At 35.1% G+C, this 18,319-nt stretch carries 18 protein-coding genes, 1 rRNA gene and 2 pseudogenes; 12 read left to right on the forward strand and 9 right to left on the reverse strand.

Features of this window, described 5'->3' with window-relative positions; genetic code table 11:
• The 5 genes and pseudogenes from A9G24_RS12850 to A9G24_RS13175 form a co-directional block, all read left to right on the forward strand.
• The coding region (locus A9G24_RS12850; protein ID WP_176701179.1) for a hypothetical protein at positions 1 to 427 on the forward strand (427 nt) is incomplete at its 5' end.
• Between the two features lie 71 nt (positions 428 to 498).
• The gene (locus A9G24_RS08175) at positions 499 to 705 is read left to right on the forward strand and encodes a hypothetical protein (protein ID WP_065638566.1); all 207 of its coding nucleotides are present in this window, start codon (positions 499 to 501) and stop codon (positions 703 to 705) included.
• Positions 702 to 1,202, forward strand: a complete 501-nt coding sequence (locus A9G24_RS08180) for a M15 family metallopeptidase (protein ID WP_081303137.1) — start codon at positions 702 to 704, stop codon at positions 1,200 to 1,202. The genes A9G24_RS08175 and A9G24_RS08180 overlap by 4 nt, the downstream gene beginning before the upstream one ends.
• Positions 1,177 to 1,605, forward strand: coding sequence for a hypothetical protein (locus tag A9G24_RS08185; protein WP_065638567.1), 429 nt, complete (start codon positions 1,177 to 1,179; stop codon positions 1,603 to 1,605). The genes A9G24_RS08180 and A9G24_RS08185 overlap by 26 nt, the downstream gene beginning before the upstream one ends.
• A gap of 282 nt (positions 1,606 to 1,887) precedes the next feature.
• Positions 1,888 to 2,085, forward strand: a pseudogene (locus A9G24_RS13175) (IS481 family transposase); the annotation flags it as partial.
• 84 nt (positions 2,086 to 2,169) lie between these two features.
• On the opposite strand, the gene A9G24_RS08190 reads toward A9G24_RS13175, so the two are convergent.
• The gene (locus A9G24_RS08190) at positions 2,170 to 2,505 is read right to left on the reverse strand and encodes a zinc ribbon domain-containing protein YjdM (RefSeq protein ID WP_065638568.1); all 336 of its coding nucleotides are present in this window, start codon (positions 2,503 to 2,505) and stop codon (positions 2,170 to 2,172) included.
• Positions 2,506 to 3,010: 505 nt separating this feature from the next.
• Between A9G24_RS08190 and A9G24_RS08195 the strand changes: the two genes are divergently transcribed.
• Complete coding sequence (locus tag A9G24_RS08195) at positions 3,011 to 4,501, forward strand: hypothetical protein (protein WP_065638569.1); 1,491 nt, start codon at positions 3,011 to 3,013, stop codon at positions 4,499 to 4,501.
• Positions 4,502 to 5,264: 763 nt separating this feature from the next.
• On the opposite strand, the gene folP is transcribed toward A9G24_RS08195, so the two are convergent.
• The 3 genes and pseudogenes from folP to rlmE form a co-directional block, all read right to left on the reverse strand.
• Entirely contained in the window at positions 5,265 to 6,113 is an 849-nt protein-coding gene (folP, locus tag A9G24_RS08200; RefSeq protein WP_065638570.1) for a dihydropteroate synthase, read from the reverse strand.
• A gap of 194 nt (positions 6,114 to 6,307) precedes the next feature.
• Positions 6,308 to 8,164: pseudogene (gene ftsH, locus A9G24_RS08205) on the reverse strand (ATP-dependent zinc metalloprotease FtsH); the annotation flags it as partial.
• Between the two features lie 76 nt (positions 8,165 to 8,240).
• On the reverse strand, positions 8,241 to 8,867 hold the full coding sequence (gene rlmE, locus A9G24_RS08210) for a 23S rRNA (uridine(2552)-2'-O)-methyltransferase RlmE (RefSeq protein ID WP_065638572.1): 627 nt from the start codon (positions 8,865 to 8,867) through the stop codon (positions 8,241 to 8,243).
• 97 nt (positions 8,868 to 8,964) lie between these two features.
• Here rlmE and yhbY point away from each other — a divergent pair, with 97 nt between their 5' ends.
• Positions 8,965 to 9,258 (forward strand): ribosome assembly RNA-binding protein YhbY, encoded by a 294-nt coding sequence (yhbY, locus tag A9G24_RS08215; protein ID WP_065638573.1) that lies wholly within the window; start codon positions 8,965 to 8,967, stop codon positions 9,256 to 9,258.
• A 64-nt stretch (positions 9,259 to 9,322) separates the two neighbouring features.
• On the opposite strand, the gene greA is transcribed toward yhbY, so the two are convergent.
• Positions 9,323 to 9,799 (reverse strand): transcription elongation factor GreA, encoded by a 477-nt coding sequence (gene greA / locus A9G24_RS08220; protein ID WP_034910774.1) that lies wholly within the window; start codon positions 9,797 to 9,799, stop codon positions 9,323 to 9,325.
• Between the two features lie 367 nt (positions 9,800 to 10,166).
• Here greA and A9G24_RS08225 point away from each other — a divergent pair, with 367 nt between their 5' ends.
• The 3 genes from A9G24_RS08225 (at position 10,167) to hslO (ending at position 13,019) form a co-directional block, all read left to right on the forward strand.
• Positions 10,167 to 11,654: a hypothetical protein gene (locus tag A9G24_RS08225; protein ID WP_141673123.1), complete on the forward strand. Its 1,488-nt coding sequence runs from the start codon at positions 10,167 to 10,169 to the stop codon at positions 11,652 to 11,654.
• A 101-nt stretch (positions 11,655 to 11,755) separates the two neighbouring features.
• A complete protein-coding gene (gene hslR, locus A9G24_RS08230) occupies positions 11,756 to 12,139 on the forward strand; it encodes a ribosome-associated heat shock protein Hsp15 (RefSeq protein WP_065638575.1) in 384 nt (127 codons plus the stop codon).
• Positions 12,140 to 12,155: 16 nt separating this feature from the next.
• Positions 12,156 to 13,019, forward strand: a complete 864-nt coding sequence (hslO, locus tag A9G24_RS08235) for an Hsp33 family molecular chaperone HslO (protein WP_218056264.1) — start codon at positions 12,156 to 12,158, stop codon at positions 13,017 to 13,019.
• 221 nt (positions 13,020 to 13,240) lie between these two features.
• Here the strand turns inward: hslO and tsaA are convergent, their stop codons facing one another.
• The 4 genes from tsaA to metN all read right to left on the reverse strand — a co-directional run bounded on the left by tsaA (position 13,241) and on the right by metN (position 16,771).
• Positions 13,241 to 13,954, reverse strand: a complete 714-nt coding sequence (tsaA, locus tag A9G24_RS08240; RefSeq protein ID WP_065638577.1) for a tRNA (N6-threonylcarbamoyladenosine(37)-N6)-methyltransferase TrmO — start codon at positions 13,952 to 13,954, stop codon at positions 13,241 to 13,243.
• 114 nt (positions 13,955 to 14,068) lie between these two features.
• Positions 14,069 to 14,971, reverse strand: coding sequence for a methionine ABC transporter substrate-binding lipoprotein MetQ (metQ, locus tag A9G24_RS08245; RefSeq protein ID WP_065638578.1), 903 nt, complete (start codon positions 14,969 to 14,971; stop codon positions 14,069 to 14,071).
• A 14-nt stretch (positions 14,972 to 14,985) separates the two neighbouring features.
• Positions 14,986 to 15,627, reverse strand: a complete 642-nt coding sequence (locus A9G24_RS08250) for a methionine ABC transporter permease (protein WP_065638582.1) — start codon at positions 15,625 to 15,627, stop codon at positions 14,986 to 14,988.
• 112 nt (positions 15,628 to 15,739) lie between these two features.
• Positions 15,740 to 16,771: a methionine ABC transporter ATP-binding protein MetN gene (gene metN / locus A9G24_RS08255; protein WP_065638579.1), complete on the reverse strand. Its 1,032-nt coding sequence runs from the start codon at positions 16,769 to 16,771 to the stop codon at positions 15,740 to 15,742.
• Between the two features lie 116 nt (positions 16,772 to 16,887).
• Between metN and gmhB the strand changes: the two genes are divergently transcribed.
• Both gmhB and A9G24_RS08265 read left to right on the forward strand, forming a co-directional pair.
• A complete protein-coding gene (gene gmhB / locus A9G24_RS08260; protein WP_065638580.1) occupies positions 16,888 to 17,424 on the forward strand; it encodes a D-glycero-beta-D-manno-heptose 1,7-bisphosphate 7-phosphatase in 537 nt (178 codons plus the stop codon).
• Positions 17,425 to 17,910: 486 nt separating this feature from the next.
• A 16S ribosomal RNA gene (locus A9G24_RS08265) occupies positions 17,911 to 18,319 on the forward strand; the annotation flags it as partial.

Consider the following 18,319-nt stretch of genomic DNA (forward strand, 5'->3'; position numbering starts at 1 on the left):
AACTGGTCTTAATGCTTATTTATATAAAAGTTCATCGACCAAATTATATAAAATTATTCTTCTTGAAGCAGAGGAAGAAAGGGGAGTTGGTTGGTATTATATTCTTGTATTGAAGGAAAATAATTTATTAGGGAAGTTTTTAATTAACCAAGGGAGGAATGCAATATTTTTATTTGATGAGGGAAAAAAATTTATTTTCGATAATACAATAAGTAACGATGTAAGTTTACCAAAAATAAATCATTCAATAAGTTCAGACGATATTGATGAAATATATGTTAGCCCTAAATATTTTCTTTCTATTTTTAATAAAAAGGATGATTTTCTGTTCATGTTTAATAAAATATACACAAGTGCAACAGAAGAAATTGATCACTCAACTTACATTACAGATGAATACATATATATTGAAAAAAAAATTAATTAAAATATTCATAAATTAAATATTACTATCAGTAAAAACTAAACTTACTCGAGCCTTATCAGCGTGATTTTACCTTGCAACAAGTGGACAAGGCGCATGAACATGTCAAATCAAACTGGCAACTAGAAAAAGCACAGCGCATTAAACCCTCACTGTGGTGGAAACAAGTGGCACAGGCACAAGCGCAAAACCCGACAGCAAACACAGAAGCAAATACCCCTAAACTGTCCAATCTATCCGCAGACGGCAAGAGGCGTGGTTTATTCATCCGGTGGCGATGATGGATTATTTTAATGTTACAGAAAATAAGAAAACTGAAACTTGGGATAGTGTGACAAATTCAAGAATTGCGTTATTACATCCCGAAATTCGTCAAAATGCGGTAGATTTTATCAATGATGTAGAAGAACAATTTGGAATACAGTTAAGAGTTACGACAGGACTTAGAACTATTGATGAGCAAAATCGCCTTTATAAGCAAGGTCGTACAACATCTGGAAATATAGTTACTTGGGTTAGAGGAGGATATAGTTACCATAATTATGGATTAGCAATAGATGTTATAGAGATCAAAGATAAGAAAGTTAATTGGGACGAAAACGTTCTAATCAGAATATCTTCTGTAGGTATAAGAAATGGTTTTTCTTGGGGTGGTAATTGGAAAAAACAAAAAGATTATCCTCATTTTGAAATTACTTTTGGTTATAAAGCATCGGAATTATTAGAAAAATATAATAAAGGAGAATTAGATAATGAAGGGTATATTATATTTGATTAGCATTTTATGCGTATCATTCGGATTAAAAGCTGAAGAGATAACACTTGAATCTTTACATGCGACAGAAGGTGCAGTGTTAAATTGTATGAAAAAGCAACTTAATCTTAGGATTTATGGTGAAACATACCGTTCAAAAATTATTGTTAGTAAAAGAAAAGATTTATTTGAAGTATTATCAAACACTGAATACTACAATATACCAATTGGTTATCATGATGAAAATTTAAAATCTGAAACCGTTTTTACTGTTGAAAATAAATATTTTATTAAAAATAAAGAAATTATTTCTGCTGTATCTCTTGATTCTATGTATAAAAAAAATGCTAATGATGATTTATCAATTTTATCAGATGCAATAAGTGAAGCTCATGAAAATCAAAAATGTTTATCATGGGATTTTTAGTGAATCATTAATAATATACGTGATTTGTTGTAAAACTTATCAGATAACAATAAAACATAGAACGAGTAGTGAGCATCAATGAAGTTTACTGGAGCATGACGGCTTGATAGCGATAGAGGAAGACAACACAACCTAGGTACAAGTGACGGCACTGGATGAGCAAACGCTACCGATACACGGTTGGGTGAATATAAAAGACAATGCGTAAGCGCATATCAAACGGCGTAGTCCATGGCACTGGCCTGGTTTTGAAACGTTAGACGAAAAGTGTAACTATCCCCTAAAATATATACAGAACTGAAAGAGATACAACAAGATATTGAGCTTTGGCTAGCGTTTTACAATAGGGAAAGAGCACATTCAGGGAAATACTGTTATGGTAAGACACCTTGGCAAACTTGGACAGAGACAAAAGGACAGGCTAAAGAAAAGCAGCTAGAGAATTTATTTTATTTACTCATCAGACAGTCATTGCGTTAGAACGAATGCCGATGAGTAGGGTGTCTGTCAGATTCAGTTTGAGCTACTACACTTTTAATTAGGCTTTTTAATGAAAATTTTTGATTAAGCCTTTTTAACAAAGCAAGCTTTAAGCATAATTTTCATGCCGTCAATTTTGCAATCGATTTCGTGATCACCTTCGACTAAACGAATACCTTTGGCTTTAGCACCTTTTTTAAGTACTGTTGAAGAGCCTTTTAATTTCAAATCTTTAATCAAAATAATATCGTCACCTTCGGCAAGCAAATTCCCATTACTGTCTTTTACTTGTAATCCAGCATCAGAAGATACAACTTCGTTAGGATCCCATTCGTGGGCACATTCAGGGCAAACATAAAATGAACCATCATGATAAGTATGTTCAGATTGGCAAACAGGGCAATTAGGAATAGATTCCATCGTTTATAATTCTTCCAAATTAAATAAAAATGGCGTTTACTATAGCAAAAAAACATTATTAAGTCATGGATGTTGTTTATTTGGTTACTGTCAGATTCTCAAAATAAAGGCTATGAAAGTTAATAGTATTATTTGTAAAAATTAATTATTAATTTGCCGTTTAATATAAATAAATGAAATAAGCCAATTTTAATAGTGGACTAGTTATCAGGTATTATTGAGGCACTCGGGTTAGTAGAGCATTATTTTGTCAAAAAACGCCTTAACAATGATTTACAAAAAAATAAACAAAAAAGCAATTTTTCCGCTAGAATACTGTTAGTCATATTTTATTTATATAGTTGGTTTAATTTTCGTTAAATAAATATAAATATATAAATTATATAGATAAATTTATAAAAATAAGTATGAGGAATAATAAAATTATGATAGAATTTGGACTTAATCGGGCATCGGGCATCGGGCATCGGGCATCGGGCATCGGGCATCGGGCATCGGGCATTTTTTGACAGCTATTGATCGTGCTTATATAACGTATCGATCAGCCTTTTCGCGTTTAGCATTATCTTTTAATTGTAGATTATTCCATTATAAATCAGCCATCACCGCTAAAATATTTTTAAAACCGAAACTCACTAAAATAGGCTTAATATTATTATCGCAATGGGTAGTAGTTAGTCCTGTTCATGCCGTACTCACCGCTACTTCAAATCATTTTATTATTGGAAATGCTCCTCAAGTTGTTCCATTATCCAGTGCAGATAAACAAGGTTTTACGGTCAATGGTGTTTTTTATAGCGAAGCAATTGGAAATATAAAAGCCAGTGAAGTTAAAGAATTTGATAGTAATTTAACGCTTAATGATTTTAAAGTGGCGACTTATACATCAACAAATTTAGATAAGGTTGAAAATTATAGTGATATCGATGGTGATAGTGCCGATCCAAAGCTGCCGTTTAAAGTAGAAACGACTTATTATTGGTGGTATGACAATAATGGCGTACGCATAATAGGCGATGATAAGAAAAAAGCAATAGGTTGTGGAAGTGGTTTTTCAATGCCATTAAAACTCATCGTTAAAACCAATGTTAAAGCCCACTCGGCATATGGAATTCCTGATGAGAGTGAACAGATCACCTTAACCAAAACTTACCAAATTGCATCAAAATCAGAACTATGTTATGCCAAACCGAATTCAACTATTGTTCATCCAGAATACCAATGGATTGGAACCGATTTAAGAACGGATGCATATTATTTTAATCGACCTGAATATGCTAATCGTCATCCTCTGGTTGGTGGTGGTTACACTCAAGATTATGTACCTAATTATGGTTTTAAAGCACAGCCAACCATCTCGTCAAACACGTTCCCAACGACAGGATTCCCAGGTGCTAAATTTCAATTAGTGATGACAGGAGCACAAAATGATTACCGTTATCAAGTGATTAATAATCCTGGAGGCGGTGTATCAATTGATCAAAATGGTGTGGTAAAACTTAATAGTAAACCGTCAGGAAATGTTACGGTGAGGGCCACTTTAAAAAGGGATAATTCTGTCATCCATGATTATCAGTTTAATCCAACTTCTATTTGGGGGATACCTCAAAATTTTAGGGGGGCTTTTAATGCTGTACAACAGCATTGTGGTGGTTTACAAAATATGATGAGTCGAGCCCAATTAACAAACTCACCACGATATGAGGGGCAAGGGGCAGAATTAGGTGGTGATAAATTGACTTTGTCTAATAGCTACACTCGTGCCATAGGGGGATCTATTTTAGGTGAATGGGGTTGGACCACTAAATCTTCTTACCCTGATTCAGACTGGCAAGAATATTATGCTCCGCCTGATTTTACCACTAGATATTGGACATCGGATTCTTCAGTAGTTGAAGGTGTACAGCTTCCTTATGTTGTACATAATCATGATGGTTTTACTAGCACGTTTGTAACTGAAGCTCCTTGGTTAGGTTACGCCATTTGTAAAGGGTAAAAAATATTTTTAATACGGTATCAATTATTTGTTAAGCAAAAAAGCTATTATAAAATAGGCTTGCTGCAAGAAAATATCGGGTTATTTACATTTTATGATTAAAATAACCTGCTAAAAATGCATAGGGCGTTTTGTTGGAAATCGCTTTGTCTAGTTTAGCTATATGATAAAATTTAATAAATTTATTAAGCTTTTATTTTCTATCTTTTGCATCGCTGACGATTTGCTGATTATGTCACATCTTCATTAAATCGCGTATCGCTTTTGGCTTTCCTAGTTGTTTGAGCTAGGCGGGTTTTGTGAATTGTTGATTGATACGATGGCTATCACATGCTGTAACAAATAGATACTACAAATTCTTAATTAATCATGAAACGGTATAGAATCCTGAATATTTTTTACAAAAAATACAGCCTAAAAGTGAACAACTTGTCTTCATTAAAATCCCTATCACTTTCGGCCTTCTCATTCATGTGTTGGCAGGTAGGTTTTGTGAATTTCTAATTAATACGATGGCTATCACATGTTGTAACAAATAGATACTGCAAATTCTTAATTAATCATGAAACGGTATAGAATCCTGAATATTTTTTACAAAAAATATAACCTAAGAAGTGAATAGCTGTGTAATAAGCATATAACTGATGTAGAAAATTATGCTATCTGAACGATTTTTCACAATCACCAAAGGTTAATATTGTCATTTATTCGGTATTGGAATATGCCGACAATTCAAACCCAACCGTTTAAATAAACATCTTCTTTATACAATTAACTTTGTTCCGCAAGAGAGAGTTGCTTGTACAATTCTTAATGCATCGAAAGTTTCTTTAACATCGTGTACGCGAATAATGTGTGCGCCTTTCATTGCTGCAATCACAGCACACGATACGCTACCTAGCATACGTTCTTTCGGTGGCATATTTAATACTTGTCCTATCATGGATTTTCGAGACATGCCCACTAATAAAGGTAAGTTAAAATGATGGAACTTTTCGAGTGTTGCCAATAGACGATAGTTGTGTGCCAGTGTTTTGCCAAATCCAAAACCGGGGTCGAGTATGATTTTTTCACGATTAATACCGGCATTTATGCAACGATCAATGTGTTTGTCAAAAAACTGGTCAACTTCTTGATAAATATCTTGCTGGTAGTGTGGTGCATTTTGCATGGTTTTAGGGTCGCCTTGCATATGCATAATACAAACTGGTAGTCCTGTTTGGGCTGCTGCTTCAAGTGCGCCAGGTTCTGTTAAGGCTCGAACATCATTAATTAGATGTGCTCCCACTTTTGCTGATTCAGTCATGACTTGTGGTTTTGAGGTATCAACTGAAATCCAAACATCAAAATAACGAGCGATTTTTTCAATTAATGGCACAACGCGGTTAAGCTCTTCATCAACCGAAACTTCGGCTGCACCAGGGCGCGTTGATTCACCGCCGACATCAATAAATGTTGCTCCAGCTTGAATCATGCTGTCAACGCGACGCATAGCATCATCAAGGTTGTTATAGTTGCCACCGTCAGAAAACGAATCTGGCGTCATATTAACAATGCCCATCACTTGTGGAAATGAAAGATCTATCGTTTGATTTTGAAAATGTATTTCCATGATTAAAAACCTTATTTGATTAAAATTAATGATGCAGTCGTTTAAATGATCTTCAAAGTTATTAAGCACAATTAAAGTGAAATGTTCAATGTAATTGTGGTTTTATTCTTGCAATGTATTGATAAGTTATTTTTATTTCACCGATAAAAAACGCGCCGTAGCGCGTTATATTTTATTAAAGCAAATTAACTTTCTGATTGTGGTGATGTGTTACTACCATCATTTGCTGCTTTTTCATCGCTTTCTGTCCAACCATCTGGTGGTGTGACAGGTTGACGATTCATCAGTTCATCAATTTGTTGTTTATTGATTGTTTCATATTTTAACAGTGCATCTTTCATGGCATGAAGAATATCAATATTTTCCGTTAAGATAGTTTTTGCACGTTGATAGTTACGTTGAATAATAGCGTCAACTTCTTCATCAATAATTTGAGCAGTACTATCTGAGATTTTTTTCAATGGTCCATAAGATGATTCTTCGTACTCAAATAATACAGGTGGTAAACGTTCTGAGAATCCCCATTGGGTTACCATTGCTCGAGCAACATTAGATGCATATTGAATATCACTTGATGCACCCGATGTAATTTTATCTTCACCAAAGATTAATCCTTCAGCAATTCGGCCAGCATAAGCGGTAGATATTTTTGATTCTAATTGAGTTCGGCTCTGGCTAATTTGGTCACCTTCAGGTAAAAAGAATGCTACACCTAATGCTCGCCCACGTGGAATGATAGTTACTTTATGAAGTGGATCGTGTTCTGGCACAAGATAACCAACAATCGCATGCCCAGCTTCGTGGTAAGCTGTATTCGTTAATTGTTCTTTCGTCATAGATAATGAACGGCGTTGAGTTCCCATATTGATTTTGTCTTTGGCTTCCTCAAATTCTTCCATGGTAACGACTCGTTTATTACGACGTGCAGCAAATAGTGCAGCTTCGTTAACTAAATTAGCAAGTTCTGCGCCAGAGTAATTTGGTGTGCCACGCGCTAATACCGATAAGTTGACATCAGAACCCAACGGAACTTTGCGTACATGAACAGCAAGAATTTGTTCACGGCCTTTCATGTCTGGTAAGCCAATTTGCACTTGACGGTCAAAACGACCAGGACGGAGTAATGCCGAATCTAAAATATCAACTCGGTTAGTTGCAGCGATGATAATGATGCCGCTATTAGCCTCAAACCCATCCATTTCAACCAACATCTGGTTTAATGTTTGTTCACGTTCATCATGACCTCCCATTGAACCAGCGCCACGCTTGCGACCGACAGCATCAATTTCGTCAATAAAGATAATGCAAGGTGCGTGTTTACGGGCTTGTTCAAAGAGATCGCGCACTCGCGATGCACCCACACCCACAAACATCTCAACAAAGTCAGAACCTGAAATACTAAAAAAAGGCACATTGGCTTCACCCGCAATGGCTCTTGCTAGTAAGGTTTTACCTGTTCCCGGCGGTCCTACCATTAAAATCCCTTTTGGTATGCGCCCACCTAATTTTTGATATTTGCCTGGATCGCGTAAAAAGTCGACAACTTCTGTAACTTCTTGTTTTGCTTCTTCGCTGCCAGCAACATCGGTAAATTTTGTTTTGACTTGGTCTGGCGTTAGCATTTTCGCTTTACTTTTACCAACTGACATTGGGCCACCCTTACCGCCACCTTGCATTTGGCGCATCATAAATAGCCAAAAACCAATGAGTAAAATGATAGGGAACCAAGAGATGAGAATACTACCTATTAGGCTTGGTTTTTCATCAGGACTACCATAGACGGCTACTTTATTAGCTAACAAATCATCCATTAGTTTTTCATCAAAATAAGGGATATAAGTGACATAATTGCCATTATTTTTGGTTGTGGCAACAATTTCGCGTCCGTGAATATGCACTTCTTGGATTTTACCAGTCGTGATATCGGAATTAAATTGGGTATAATTGACTTGGGGACCACTATTGGATATTGAGCTGAATTGGTTAAATACAGCAATCAATACTACAGCGATAACTCCCCAGATCAGTAAATTCTTTACCATGTCGTTCAAAAGAAAAACCTCTCATAAAAATTAACAGTTACGACCAAATTTAACAAAGTATGGTACTACAAAATTATACAACTGGCTACTTCATACCCATTGCAACAATATAAACTTCTCGAGACCTTGCGCGTGAAGCCTCAGGTTTGCGAATTTTGACGGTTTTAAACATTGATCGCACCTGTTTTAGATATTCTTCAAATCCTTCGCCTTGAAACACTTTTACAATAAAATTGCCATTAGGCGCAAGCACGTCTTTACACATATCTAATGCTAGTTCAACTAAATACATTGCTCTAGGTATATCAACAGCCGGTTGTCCACTCATATTCGGTGCCATATCTGACATAACAACTTGGACTTTTTCTTCACCAACACGTTCAAGTAAAGCTTTTAAAACTGCTTCATCGCGAAAATCGCCTTGAAGAAAGTCAACCCCAACAATGGGATCCATTGGCAATAGATCACAGGCAATAATGCGGCCTTTATTGCCAATAAGCGATGCAACATATTGTGACCAACCACCAGGGGCCGCACCTAAATCAACAACAGTAATGCTTGGTTTAAATAATTTGTCACTTTTTTGTATTTCTTCAAGTTTAAACCACGCTCGAGATCGTAGCCCTTTTTTTTGTGCTTGTTGTACAAAGCGATCATTAAAATGTTCATTGAGCCAACGTGTTGAGCTCGCTGAGCGTTTTTTATTACTCACAGCGAATAAATCCTTAATGTAAAGAGGTCACTTCATTGATTACAAATATATATAAGGGTAGAATAACAAAATTGCAACTTAATGTGATAAAAATTTAATGAATTTATCAAATAAACAAAAACAGTATTTAAAAAGTCAAGCTCATCATTTAAAACCTATTGTGATGATTGGTGCTAATGGATTTACCGAAGGCGTGCTTGCCGAAATTGAAAATGCCCTAAATTTCCATGAGCTAATTAAGATTAAAGTATCCGCTGAGGATCGCGAAACTAAAAAACTCATTTGTGATGCCATTATTCGTGAAACTAAAGCATTACCTGTGCAACAAGTGGGATCAATTTTCACGATTTTTAGACCAAGCGAAGATAAAAAAATCTCTTTGCCTAAATAAATACAATAACAGGGCTATGCGCCCTGTTTGTTTATCTGCCTTTATTGATGATATATATTCAATATTAGATATATTCAACCTTAACAATATCAAATTCTACATCACCGCCCGGCGTTTTAATTTGTACGGTATCACCGTCTTCTTTGCCAATTAACCCCCTAGCAATAGGTGAGTTGACAGAAATAAGATTTTGTCTGTAGTCAGCTTCATCATCACCAACAATGCGATAGGTTGTTTCTTCGTCCGTTTCAATATTTATGACGGTTACTGTTGCACCAAAAATAATACGTCCAGTATTTTTTACTTTGGTGATATCAATTATTTGTGCTTGCGATAATTTGCCTTCAATTTCTTGAATACGGCCTTCACAAAAACCTTGCTGTTCTCTTGCTGCATGGTATTCAGCATTTTCTTTTAAATCGCCGTGCGCTCTTGCTTCGGCTATTGCTGCCGTTATTTGTGGTCTTTTGACATTTTTTAGCTCTTCAAGCTCGGCTCGTAATAATTCAGCTCCCTTAACTGTCATTGGGATTTGTTTCATCTAGGTATCTCCCGTTTTTACTTATATTAGATAAAAAGCCATTCTTCCTTATCTTAATTAAAAGAAAGGAAAAGTGAATTGTTCTGTTAGTTATTTAAAATAACATTATGGTGAATGTTTATATCTTAACTGTCAAGTTAGCTTAATAACAAATCATTCATACTGAAAATGGGATGCTATTTTTATTAAAATCGGTTATCGTAAGGCAATTATTAGTAGTTCATTATAACAATTAAATTTATTTATGCGACGATTGCGGTTTTACATAATCATCTCCCTATCTATTGTCTGGTTTTTGGTATTATTGTCTTATTTTGTTATACAAACTTCGTTGGGTGCTAAAGTAATCAGTCAGCAATTATCCAAATTGAGTACGTACACAATTTCAATTGGCAGGGTTCATCACTCTTTTTCAAATTTCTACGAATTAGTTTTTGATGATGTTGTTGTCAGTGATAATAGGCAAGAGATTGTTAATGTTCCTAAATTAGTTGTGGGATTGGATAAAAGTCATCTTTGGCAATTAGCACATTTTAACTATGTTATAGTCATTAATGGCAATATTAATATTAATGATACGCAATTTAGTCATTATGACTTTTCAACCAATACGTTAAAATTTGTCAATTCAAATGCTAATATTCTGGTTAATAATGGAAAGGACACATTTTCGTTCACCCAAATCAATGGAGGCATTAAACCCTTCGCTTCTTCAGGTGCGGATAAATACCAATTTGATTTTACGTCGCAAGAGCTTTTAGTAAAGCAAATCCCAATAAAATCACTACTCATTCAAGGTTTCCATCGAGATGGTGTTACAACCATAACTAATTTAGGTGGCAATGTTAATGATGGTTTTTTTGTCAGTAAATTAAAAATTCTTACGGACAATAGTTTAAATATCGATCAATTAAAGCTGTACAATATAAACTGGCAATCAGCGGAAGATGATGTACTTAATAAATATTCTCATGTGCTGCCAAAGTTGACGATCAAACAATTATCAATACTGGAAAGTAGTATTCAGTTACCCAATTTTTTAATGGAAAAGGGCAATATTGAAGCCACTAATCTTCGTTATGATGAGCAGTGGCATTTTGATCAAAGTTCTTTAGCTTTTACTGCTGATCATGTTGTTTTGCATGATGAGTTATTTTCGTCGGTATTAGCCCAATTATCATCCCATGACCAAGAAGTGACAATTCAAAAAGTACTAGCAAAATGGAATAAAGGTAGTATAAATTTTGTTGGAAAGTGGAAAGATAATGCTTTACATCTAGATCAATTAACGTTATCGGATATTAATTATGAACTTCCTGAAAAGTTAGAATTATCTGCATTACCGAGGATGTTTAGGTATATTAAAGTTGATAAGCTTGATATTTTTCAAAGTTTGATAATTAGAAAACAGAGTGATTTCCCTTTTACCCTATATAATTTTCAAGTTTCTGGTACCAATGTCACTTTAGCGAAAGATCAAAAATTAGGAATCTTGTCAGGAATTGTCTTTTTTAAATCTGAAAAAGGTTCAGTTAACCGAACTGATATTCGTTATCCCGATCTGGTTCTAAAATTTGATTATGAAAACCATCCTTCGTTAATTTTTAGCGCTTTAGCTAGCGGGGGAATGATTGAGTCAAAAGCAACAGTTGATTTATCGAAAAGTGAACCATTATCTTTGCAATTTAATGCTTATGGTGTAACAAGTTCACTACTAGAAAACTGGAAATTGGTAAAACAACCACCAAAAGCCATCAATTATTCAGCTAATTTACATGGCAAATTATTGCCATTTAGTTTTTCAGGTACATTTTCTACAAACGGGAATGATTATATTATCAATTTTGAGCATTGACTTTTACAAAAAGATCCTTATATGGATTGTTATGATGTTTAAGGTACTATATGCGTTTGGGTATAATATAAACTCAATAATAAGTGCAATATGAGGGTGTAATGGTTCTTGTAAGATTAGATAAATGGCTTTGGGCTGCAAGATTTTATAAGTCTCGATCATTAGCTCGCGAAATGGTTGAAGGTGGCAAAGTACACTATAATGGTCAACGTACTAAACCAAGTAAAATTGTTGAAATTGGTGCAATCTTAACACTTCGCCAAGGTTCGGATCAAAAAACAATTCAAATTTTAGCTATTAATGAACAACGAAGAACTGCCATTGAAGCTCAACAACTTTATCAAGAAACTCCCGATAGCATTGCTAAACGAGAAGCAATAGCACAAGCACGTAAGCTTAATGCATTGACAATGCCGCATCCAGATAGAAAACCGGATAAAAAGGAACGGCGTAATTTGATTAAATTTAAATATGATAGGCAATAAGGTGGCAACAATTAATATGGATACTTTAAATCGGTTTTTATTTGATAATCATCCTATTCGTGGTGAAATTACTCGTCTTGAACAGACATATCAGGCAATTTTAGATAATCATACATATCCAATTGCGGTACAAAACTTGCTGGGTGAATTATTGGTTGTAACCAGCCTATTAACGGCAACACTAAAATTTGAAGGGGATATTGCTGTTCAGTTACAAGGTGATGGCGCGTTATCTTTAGCGGTTGTTAATGGCAATGATCAACAGCAGCTACGTGGCGTTGCTCGAGTTAACGGTAATATTGCTGATGATGCTACACTTAAAGATATGGTTGGCAATGGTTATATCGTTATTACTATTACACCAAAGCATGGTGAACGTTATCAAGGCATCGTTGGACTAGAGAAAGATACACTTATTGGTTGTATCGAAAATTATTTTATGCAATCAGAGCAACTTCCTACACGCTTATTTGTTAAAACGGGAGTACATAACAATAAGCCAATGGCAGCCGGTATTTTATTGCAAGTTTTGCCTGCCAATGAGAATACCGCCGAGTCATTTGAGCATCTTAGCGCATTAACCGAGACAATGACGAGTGATGAGTTATTTCAACTTTCTACTGATGAGATTTTATATCGGTTATATAATCAAGAGGAAGTGCGTCTTTTTGAAACACGTGATATTACTTTTAAGTGTGGATGTTCACGTCAACGTTGTGAAGATAGTTTAATGACTTTACCTGATAATGAAATTGATGAAATCCTAAGGGAGGATAATGGTAAGATTGATATTCATTGCGATTATTGTGGTAAACATTATCTATTTGATACAATCGATATTGCTGAAATGAGAAGCAAACGTAACATACATTATCATTAATTTTTCATAGAAAAATACCATTAAGGCTATTAATAACCTTAATGGTAAATTGGAATATAGGGAATTAAACTCATACTCAATTTAACAGAAGACCAAAAAGATGCCAAGCTATTTTTAACGGTTTGTATAACAATCTTGTTAAGGAAATTGGTAAACCTATTTCACATTGAAAATATTAAGAAATTTGTTTAGTTTAAAATTTTTAGACTAATGAAGATTTTTTATTTACTACCTACATAGATATCTTCAACAAGTGCGTATTGAGTGATGATTCTCCATCTAATATTAAAATGGTAGAGTGTAAGTCCGTATGTTTGTTCATTAAGGTTCTTTTGTTTGTAGGCCGGCCTTGGATCTTGAGAAATGACTTGTGTAATTAATTCAGTGAGTTGAGGATAATTTTGTTTTTGTAGCTCTAAAACTAATTGCGCCTTTTGTGAAAATGCTACGGCTAGTTTTTTTTCTGGAATGGATTGTGCGTATCCTGCATGTGCTTCTGAATGGCTATCACAATAAGGAAGATAAGGTTTGATATCAATAATGGGTGTACCATCAACTAAATCAAGGCTGCCTAATTTTAAAATAACCTGTTTATTTTCAACAATGATATCTTTTAATTCTACTACTGAAAGTCCAATATGATTAGGTCTAAATGGTGATCTTGTGGCAAATACGCCCATTGTTTTATTACCACCTAAACGAGGGGGGCGAACTGTTAATCCCCATTTTTCAGGAGCGATGTGGTGAAATAGAAATAATAGCCATAAATGTGAAAACTGTTCTAATCCTTTAACACTAATAGGATCATTATAAGGCGCTAATAAATATAGCTCACCTTGCCCAGCACTAACTAAATTGGGTTGTCTTGGAACGGCAAATTTTTCACTATAAGGTGAGCGGATAATGCCGATAGGGTCAATTTGATATGTCATAATCCATTTTTGATTGAGTTTACGCTACTGTTTTTGACTATATGAAAATAGCAACGAACGAATACCGTCGACTTAAGCCGACGGTATTAAGGTGAGTCAATAATTATAACTTTACTATTACCAACCTCGGATCGCACCACCGTTAAAAATTTGGTTAGCTTTTTGTGCAACAACATCAGTTTGGTATGCTTTAACAAAGTTTTTCACGTTTTCGTTATCTTTATCAGCTTCACGCGAAACGATAATGTTGACATATGGTGATTCTTTATCCTCAACAAAAATCCCATCTTTGCTTGGCGTTAAGTTTGCTTGCCCTGCAAAGGCGTTATTGATGATTGCTAGATCAACTTGTGCATCATCTAACGAACGAGGTAACATTGGTGCTTCAAGTTCTAAAATCTTATAGTTATAAGGATTACTTGTAATATCAAGTACAGTTGGCAGTAAACCTTTAGATTTATCAACTGTAATCATTCCTTCATGTTGTAATAAAAGTAAAGAGCGGCCTAAGTTTGTTGGGTCATTAGGAATAGCAATGGTTGAATTAGCTGGAATGAAGAAGGTTTCACCGCGTGGTGAAGTGACTTTTACACCTTCCCCTGTTTCCATTGATTCATCAATGGGTTTTAATTTATGAGAATAGCTTGCAATAGGATAAACAAATGAATTACCTACTACAGCTAATTGATAACCACGTTCTTTCATTTGTTCATCTAAATAAGGCTTATGCTGGAAAGCATTGAGCTCAATTAAGCCATCATTTAATGCTTGGTTTGGGGTTACGTAATCGTTAAAAATAACGAGTTCAACATCTAGATTATAAAGATCTTTCGCTTGTTGTTTAACTACTTCAGCAACTTCTTGTTCAGGACCTGAAATCACTCCTACTTTAAGCGTGCTCACTTTAGCTGGCTCTGCTGGTTTATTATCTGCTGTGGCTGGCTGTTTATTATTATCACAGCCAGTTAAAAAAAATGCACTTACCAATGTGCTAATAAGTACTAGCTTTTTAATAGACATATATTTCTCCAAAATTAATGATGTGTAACGCGTTTAACAATCCTATTGCCAATAAATTGAATAATAAAGACAATAATAATTAATATAACTAAAACTGTGTTCATTATAGCAGGCTTGTAGCCATTGTAACCATATTGAATTGCAAGTTGACCAAGACCTCCAGCACCAACGGCGCCGGCCATTGCAATGTATCCTGTCAAGGTAATTAAGGTAATTGTCATACTATTGACAATTACAGGTAATGACTCAGGTAATAAAACTTTATATATAATTTGTAGTGGTGTTGCACCCATTGAGCGAGCCGCTTCAATTAATCCTTTGGGCACATCTAACAATGCATTTTCAATCATACGTGCAATTAATGGTGATACGCCAATACTTAATGGAACGACTGCTGCTTGTTTACCAATAAAGGTGCCCATTAAAATAGTGGTGAAAGGAATAATCCATACAATTAATATGATAAAAGGGATTGAACGAAATACATTAGTAATAAATGAGATAATGCTATTACCAATATAACAATCTAATATTTGTCCTTTACGAGTAGTGTAGAGTAATATGCCAATCGGTAATCCAATTATCGTTCCCCAAAAACCTGATAAGATGACCATAAAAAGGGTTTCATCTGTTGCTTGCGCCATTTTGAATAGCATTGCTTCATTAAAACCATTAAAGGATGAACAAAAAGCAACAAAATCAGCCCAGAAATTGTATTGAGTTAAGTATCGAAATAGTGATTCAAAAGGTTTAAAAGAGGGAATAAAATCAAACATAGCCTAGCACCTCTACTTTAGTATTATTTTTTTCTAAGAATTGAATTGCAGATGCCATACTTTTTTGTTTCCCTTTCATTTCAGCGAGCATTAGGCCAAATTTAACTCCACCGGCATAATCCATTTGTGCACTAATAATGTTACTTTCAATCTCGAATTCTTTAGCGATTTGGGATAACAAAGGTAAATCAACTGAAACCCCAGTAAACTCTAAGCGTAATAAAGGATTGAGTCCTTCTTTATGTTCAGGCGACAGTCTTATTAAATAATCATCAGGAATATTTAGGTGTAAGGTTGATTGAATAAATTGTCTCGCAATATCTGTTTTCGCATTAGAAAACATTTCACCCACTGATGATTGTTCAACTAGTTTACCATCACTGATAACAGCAACTTGGTCACAAATCTGTTTTACTACATCCATTTCATGAGTAATTAATAAAATGGTTAGTCCCAATTTTTGGTTGATATTTTTTAATAATGTCAAAATTGAACGGGTCGTTTCAGGATCAAGCGCACTGGTTGCTTCATCGCACAATAGTACTTTGGGATCACTTGCTAAAGCTCTGGCAATTGCAACACGTTGTTTTTGGCCACCTGATAAATTAGCTGGGTAAACATTGGCTTTCTCTGTTAATCCCACGAGCTCGATAAGCTCATTTACTTTTTGCTTAATTGCTGCTTTAGGTGTTCTATTCAGTTCAAGAGGAAAAGCGATATTATCAAATACAGTACGTGAGGAAAGTAAATTGAAATGTTGAAAAATCATGCTGATTTTTCGACGTATTTCAATTAATTTTCTATTTGAAAGATTTGTAATATCTTGATTATCGAAAAGTATTTTTCCGCTAGTGGGCTTTTCAAGCAGATTAATACAGCGAATAAGTGTGCTTTTCCCCGCTCCAGATTTGCCAATAACACCATAAACCTGCCCTTTAGGAACATGAATATTAATATCTTTTAAAGCATAAATAGGCGTTTTATTATGCTCAAATGTTTTCGAAATATGTTGTAGTTGTATCATAATATATAAAGAAAAAGATGAATAAATGAATATTAAGACGTCTAGACATCTAAGTCAATCAATAATATTCTATGTAAGATTAGAGTAATAGCTAAATAAAAGGAAAAAGCGTAAACATGAAGCCAGCTATTTTTTTAGATCGGGATGGTACCATTAATATAGACTATAATTATGTACATACAATTGATAAATTCCATTTTATTGATGGCGTTATTGATGCGATGCAAGAACTCAAAAAAATGGGTTTTTTGTTAGTTATCACAACCAACCAATCAGGCATTGCCAGAAATATATTTACAGAAGAGCAATTTCACACGTTAACTGAATGGATGGATTGGTCTTTACAAGATAGAGGAGTTGATTTAGATGGCGTTTATTATTGTCCTCACGATCCGTTAGTTGATACTTGTGAATGTCGGAAGCCAAATCCTGGTATGATTCAAACCGCAGCAAAAGAATTGAACATAGATATTGCTAATTCTTATATGGTAGGTGATCGAGTGTCTGATTTATTATCAGGTAGACAAGCTGGCGTTAAAAGGACAGTTCTAGTAAAAACAGGTGATATGATAACAGAAGAAGCATTAGCTCAAGCTGATTGGTTACTTGATAGTCTAGCGGATTTACCTCAAAAAATAAAATTAGAATCTTAAGTATGGCATCGGTTGTGTAAAGAAAATATTTTAATACATCAAAATAAATAGTAATTTTAGCTAAAATGTATCAATTCAGTATTTTTTTAGTACATCTTGGGCAAAAAAGATGCAGATGGAAATAAATTACATCATAACCCCTTGCATGATTTTTTTAAGTGCCTATAATGCGCATCCACTGACACGCAGTCAGCGACAAGCAGGCGGTGAGTGAGTTAAAAATAAGATCGAAAATTTGAAAAAAAGATCTTGACGAATGAAAAAGTGTAGCGTAGTATACGCAGCCCTTGAGACAGCAAACTAAATCAACAAAAAGTTGTTTGGGAATAGAAGCTGTCAGCTCTTTAAAAAGAAGAAACAGACAATCTGTGTGGGCACTTGCGAGACGAAGAATGAAAAGTCTACGGACTTAAAAATTAAGTCTTGATAAGTGACACTGAAGATTCATTTGAATATGTCAGAGACAGTTATTGAGCATCAAACTTTAAATTGAAGAGTTTGATCATGGCTCAGATTGAACGCTGGCGGCAGGCTTAACACATGCAAGTCGAACGGTAACATGAGTGCTTGCACTTGATGACGAGTGGCGGACGGGTGAGTAAGGTATGGGGATCTGCCGAATGGAAGGGGACAACAGTTGGAAACGACTGCTAATACCGTATAAAGTTGAGAGACCAAAGCATGGGACTTTCGGGCCATGCGCCATTTGATGAACCCATATGGGATTAGCTAGTAGGTGAGGTAATGGCTCACCTAGGCGACGATCTCTAGCTGGTCTGAGAGGATGACCAGCCACACTGGAACTGAGACACGGTCCAGACTCCTACGGGAGGCAGCAGTGGGGAATATTGCACAATGGGGGGAACCCTGATGCAGCCATGCCGCGTGTATGAAG

The organism is Gilliamella sp. App6-5, assembly GCF_001690525.1.
Classification (GTDB): Bacteria; Pseudomonadota; Gammaproteobacteria; order Enterobacterales; family Orbaceae; genus Gilliamella; species Gilliamella apicola_H.

Coding starts and splice junctions, on each gene's coding strand:
- A9G24_RS08180 (WP_081303137.1), top strand. CDS start 702: ATGATGGATTATTTTAATGTTACAGAAAATAAGAAAACTGAAACTTGG.
- A9G24_RS08185 (WP_065638567.1), top strand. CDS start 1,177: ATGAAGGGTATATTATATTTGATTAGCATTTTATGCGTATCATTCGGA.
- A9G24_RS08190 (WP_065638568.1), bottom strand. CDS start 2,505: ATGGAATCTATTCCTAATTGCCCTGTTTGCCAATCTGAACATACTTAT.
- folP (WP_065638570.1), bottom strand. CDS start 6,113: ATGGAAATACATTTTCAAAATCAAACGATAGATCTTTCATTTCCACAA.
- yhbY (WP_065638573.1), top strand. CDS start 8,965: ATGAATTTATCAAATAAACAAAAACAGTATTTAAAAAGTCAAGCTCAT.
- greA (WP_034910774.1), bottom strand. CDS start 9,799: ATGAAACAAATCCCAATGACAGTTAAGGGAGCTGAATTATTACGAGCC.
- hslR (WP_065638575.1), top strand. CDS start 11,756: ATGGTTCTTGTAAGATTAGATAAATGGCTTTGGGCTGCAAGATTTTAT.
- hslO (WP_218056264.1), top strand. CDS start 12,156: ATGGATACTTTAAATCGGTTTTTATTTGATAATCATCCTATTCGTGGT.
- metQ (WP_065638578.1), bottom strand. CDS start 14,971: ATGTCTATTAAAAAGCTAGTACTTATTAGCACATTGGTAAGTGCATTT.
- A9G24_RS08250 (WP_065638582.1), bottom strand. CDS start 15,627: ATGCTATTCAAAATGGCGCAAGCAACAGATGAAACCCTTTTTATGGTC.
- metN (WP_065638579.1), bottom strand. CDS start 16,771: ATGATACAACTACAACATATTTCGAAAACATTTGAGCATAATAAAACG.
- gmhB (WP_065638580.1), top strand. CDS start 16,888: ATGAAGCCAGCTATTTTTTTAGATCGGGATGGTACCATTAATATAGAC.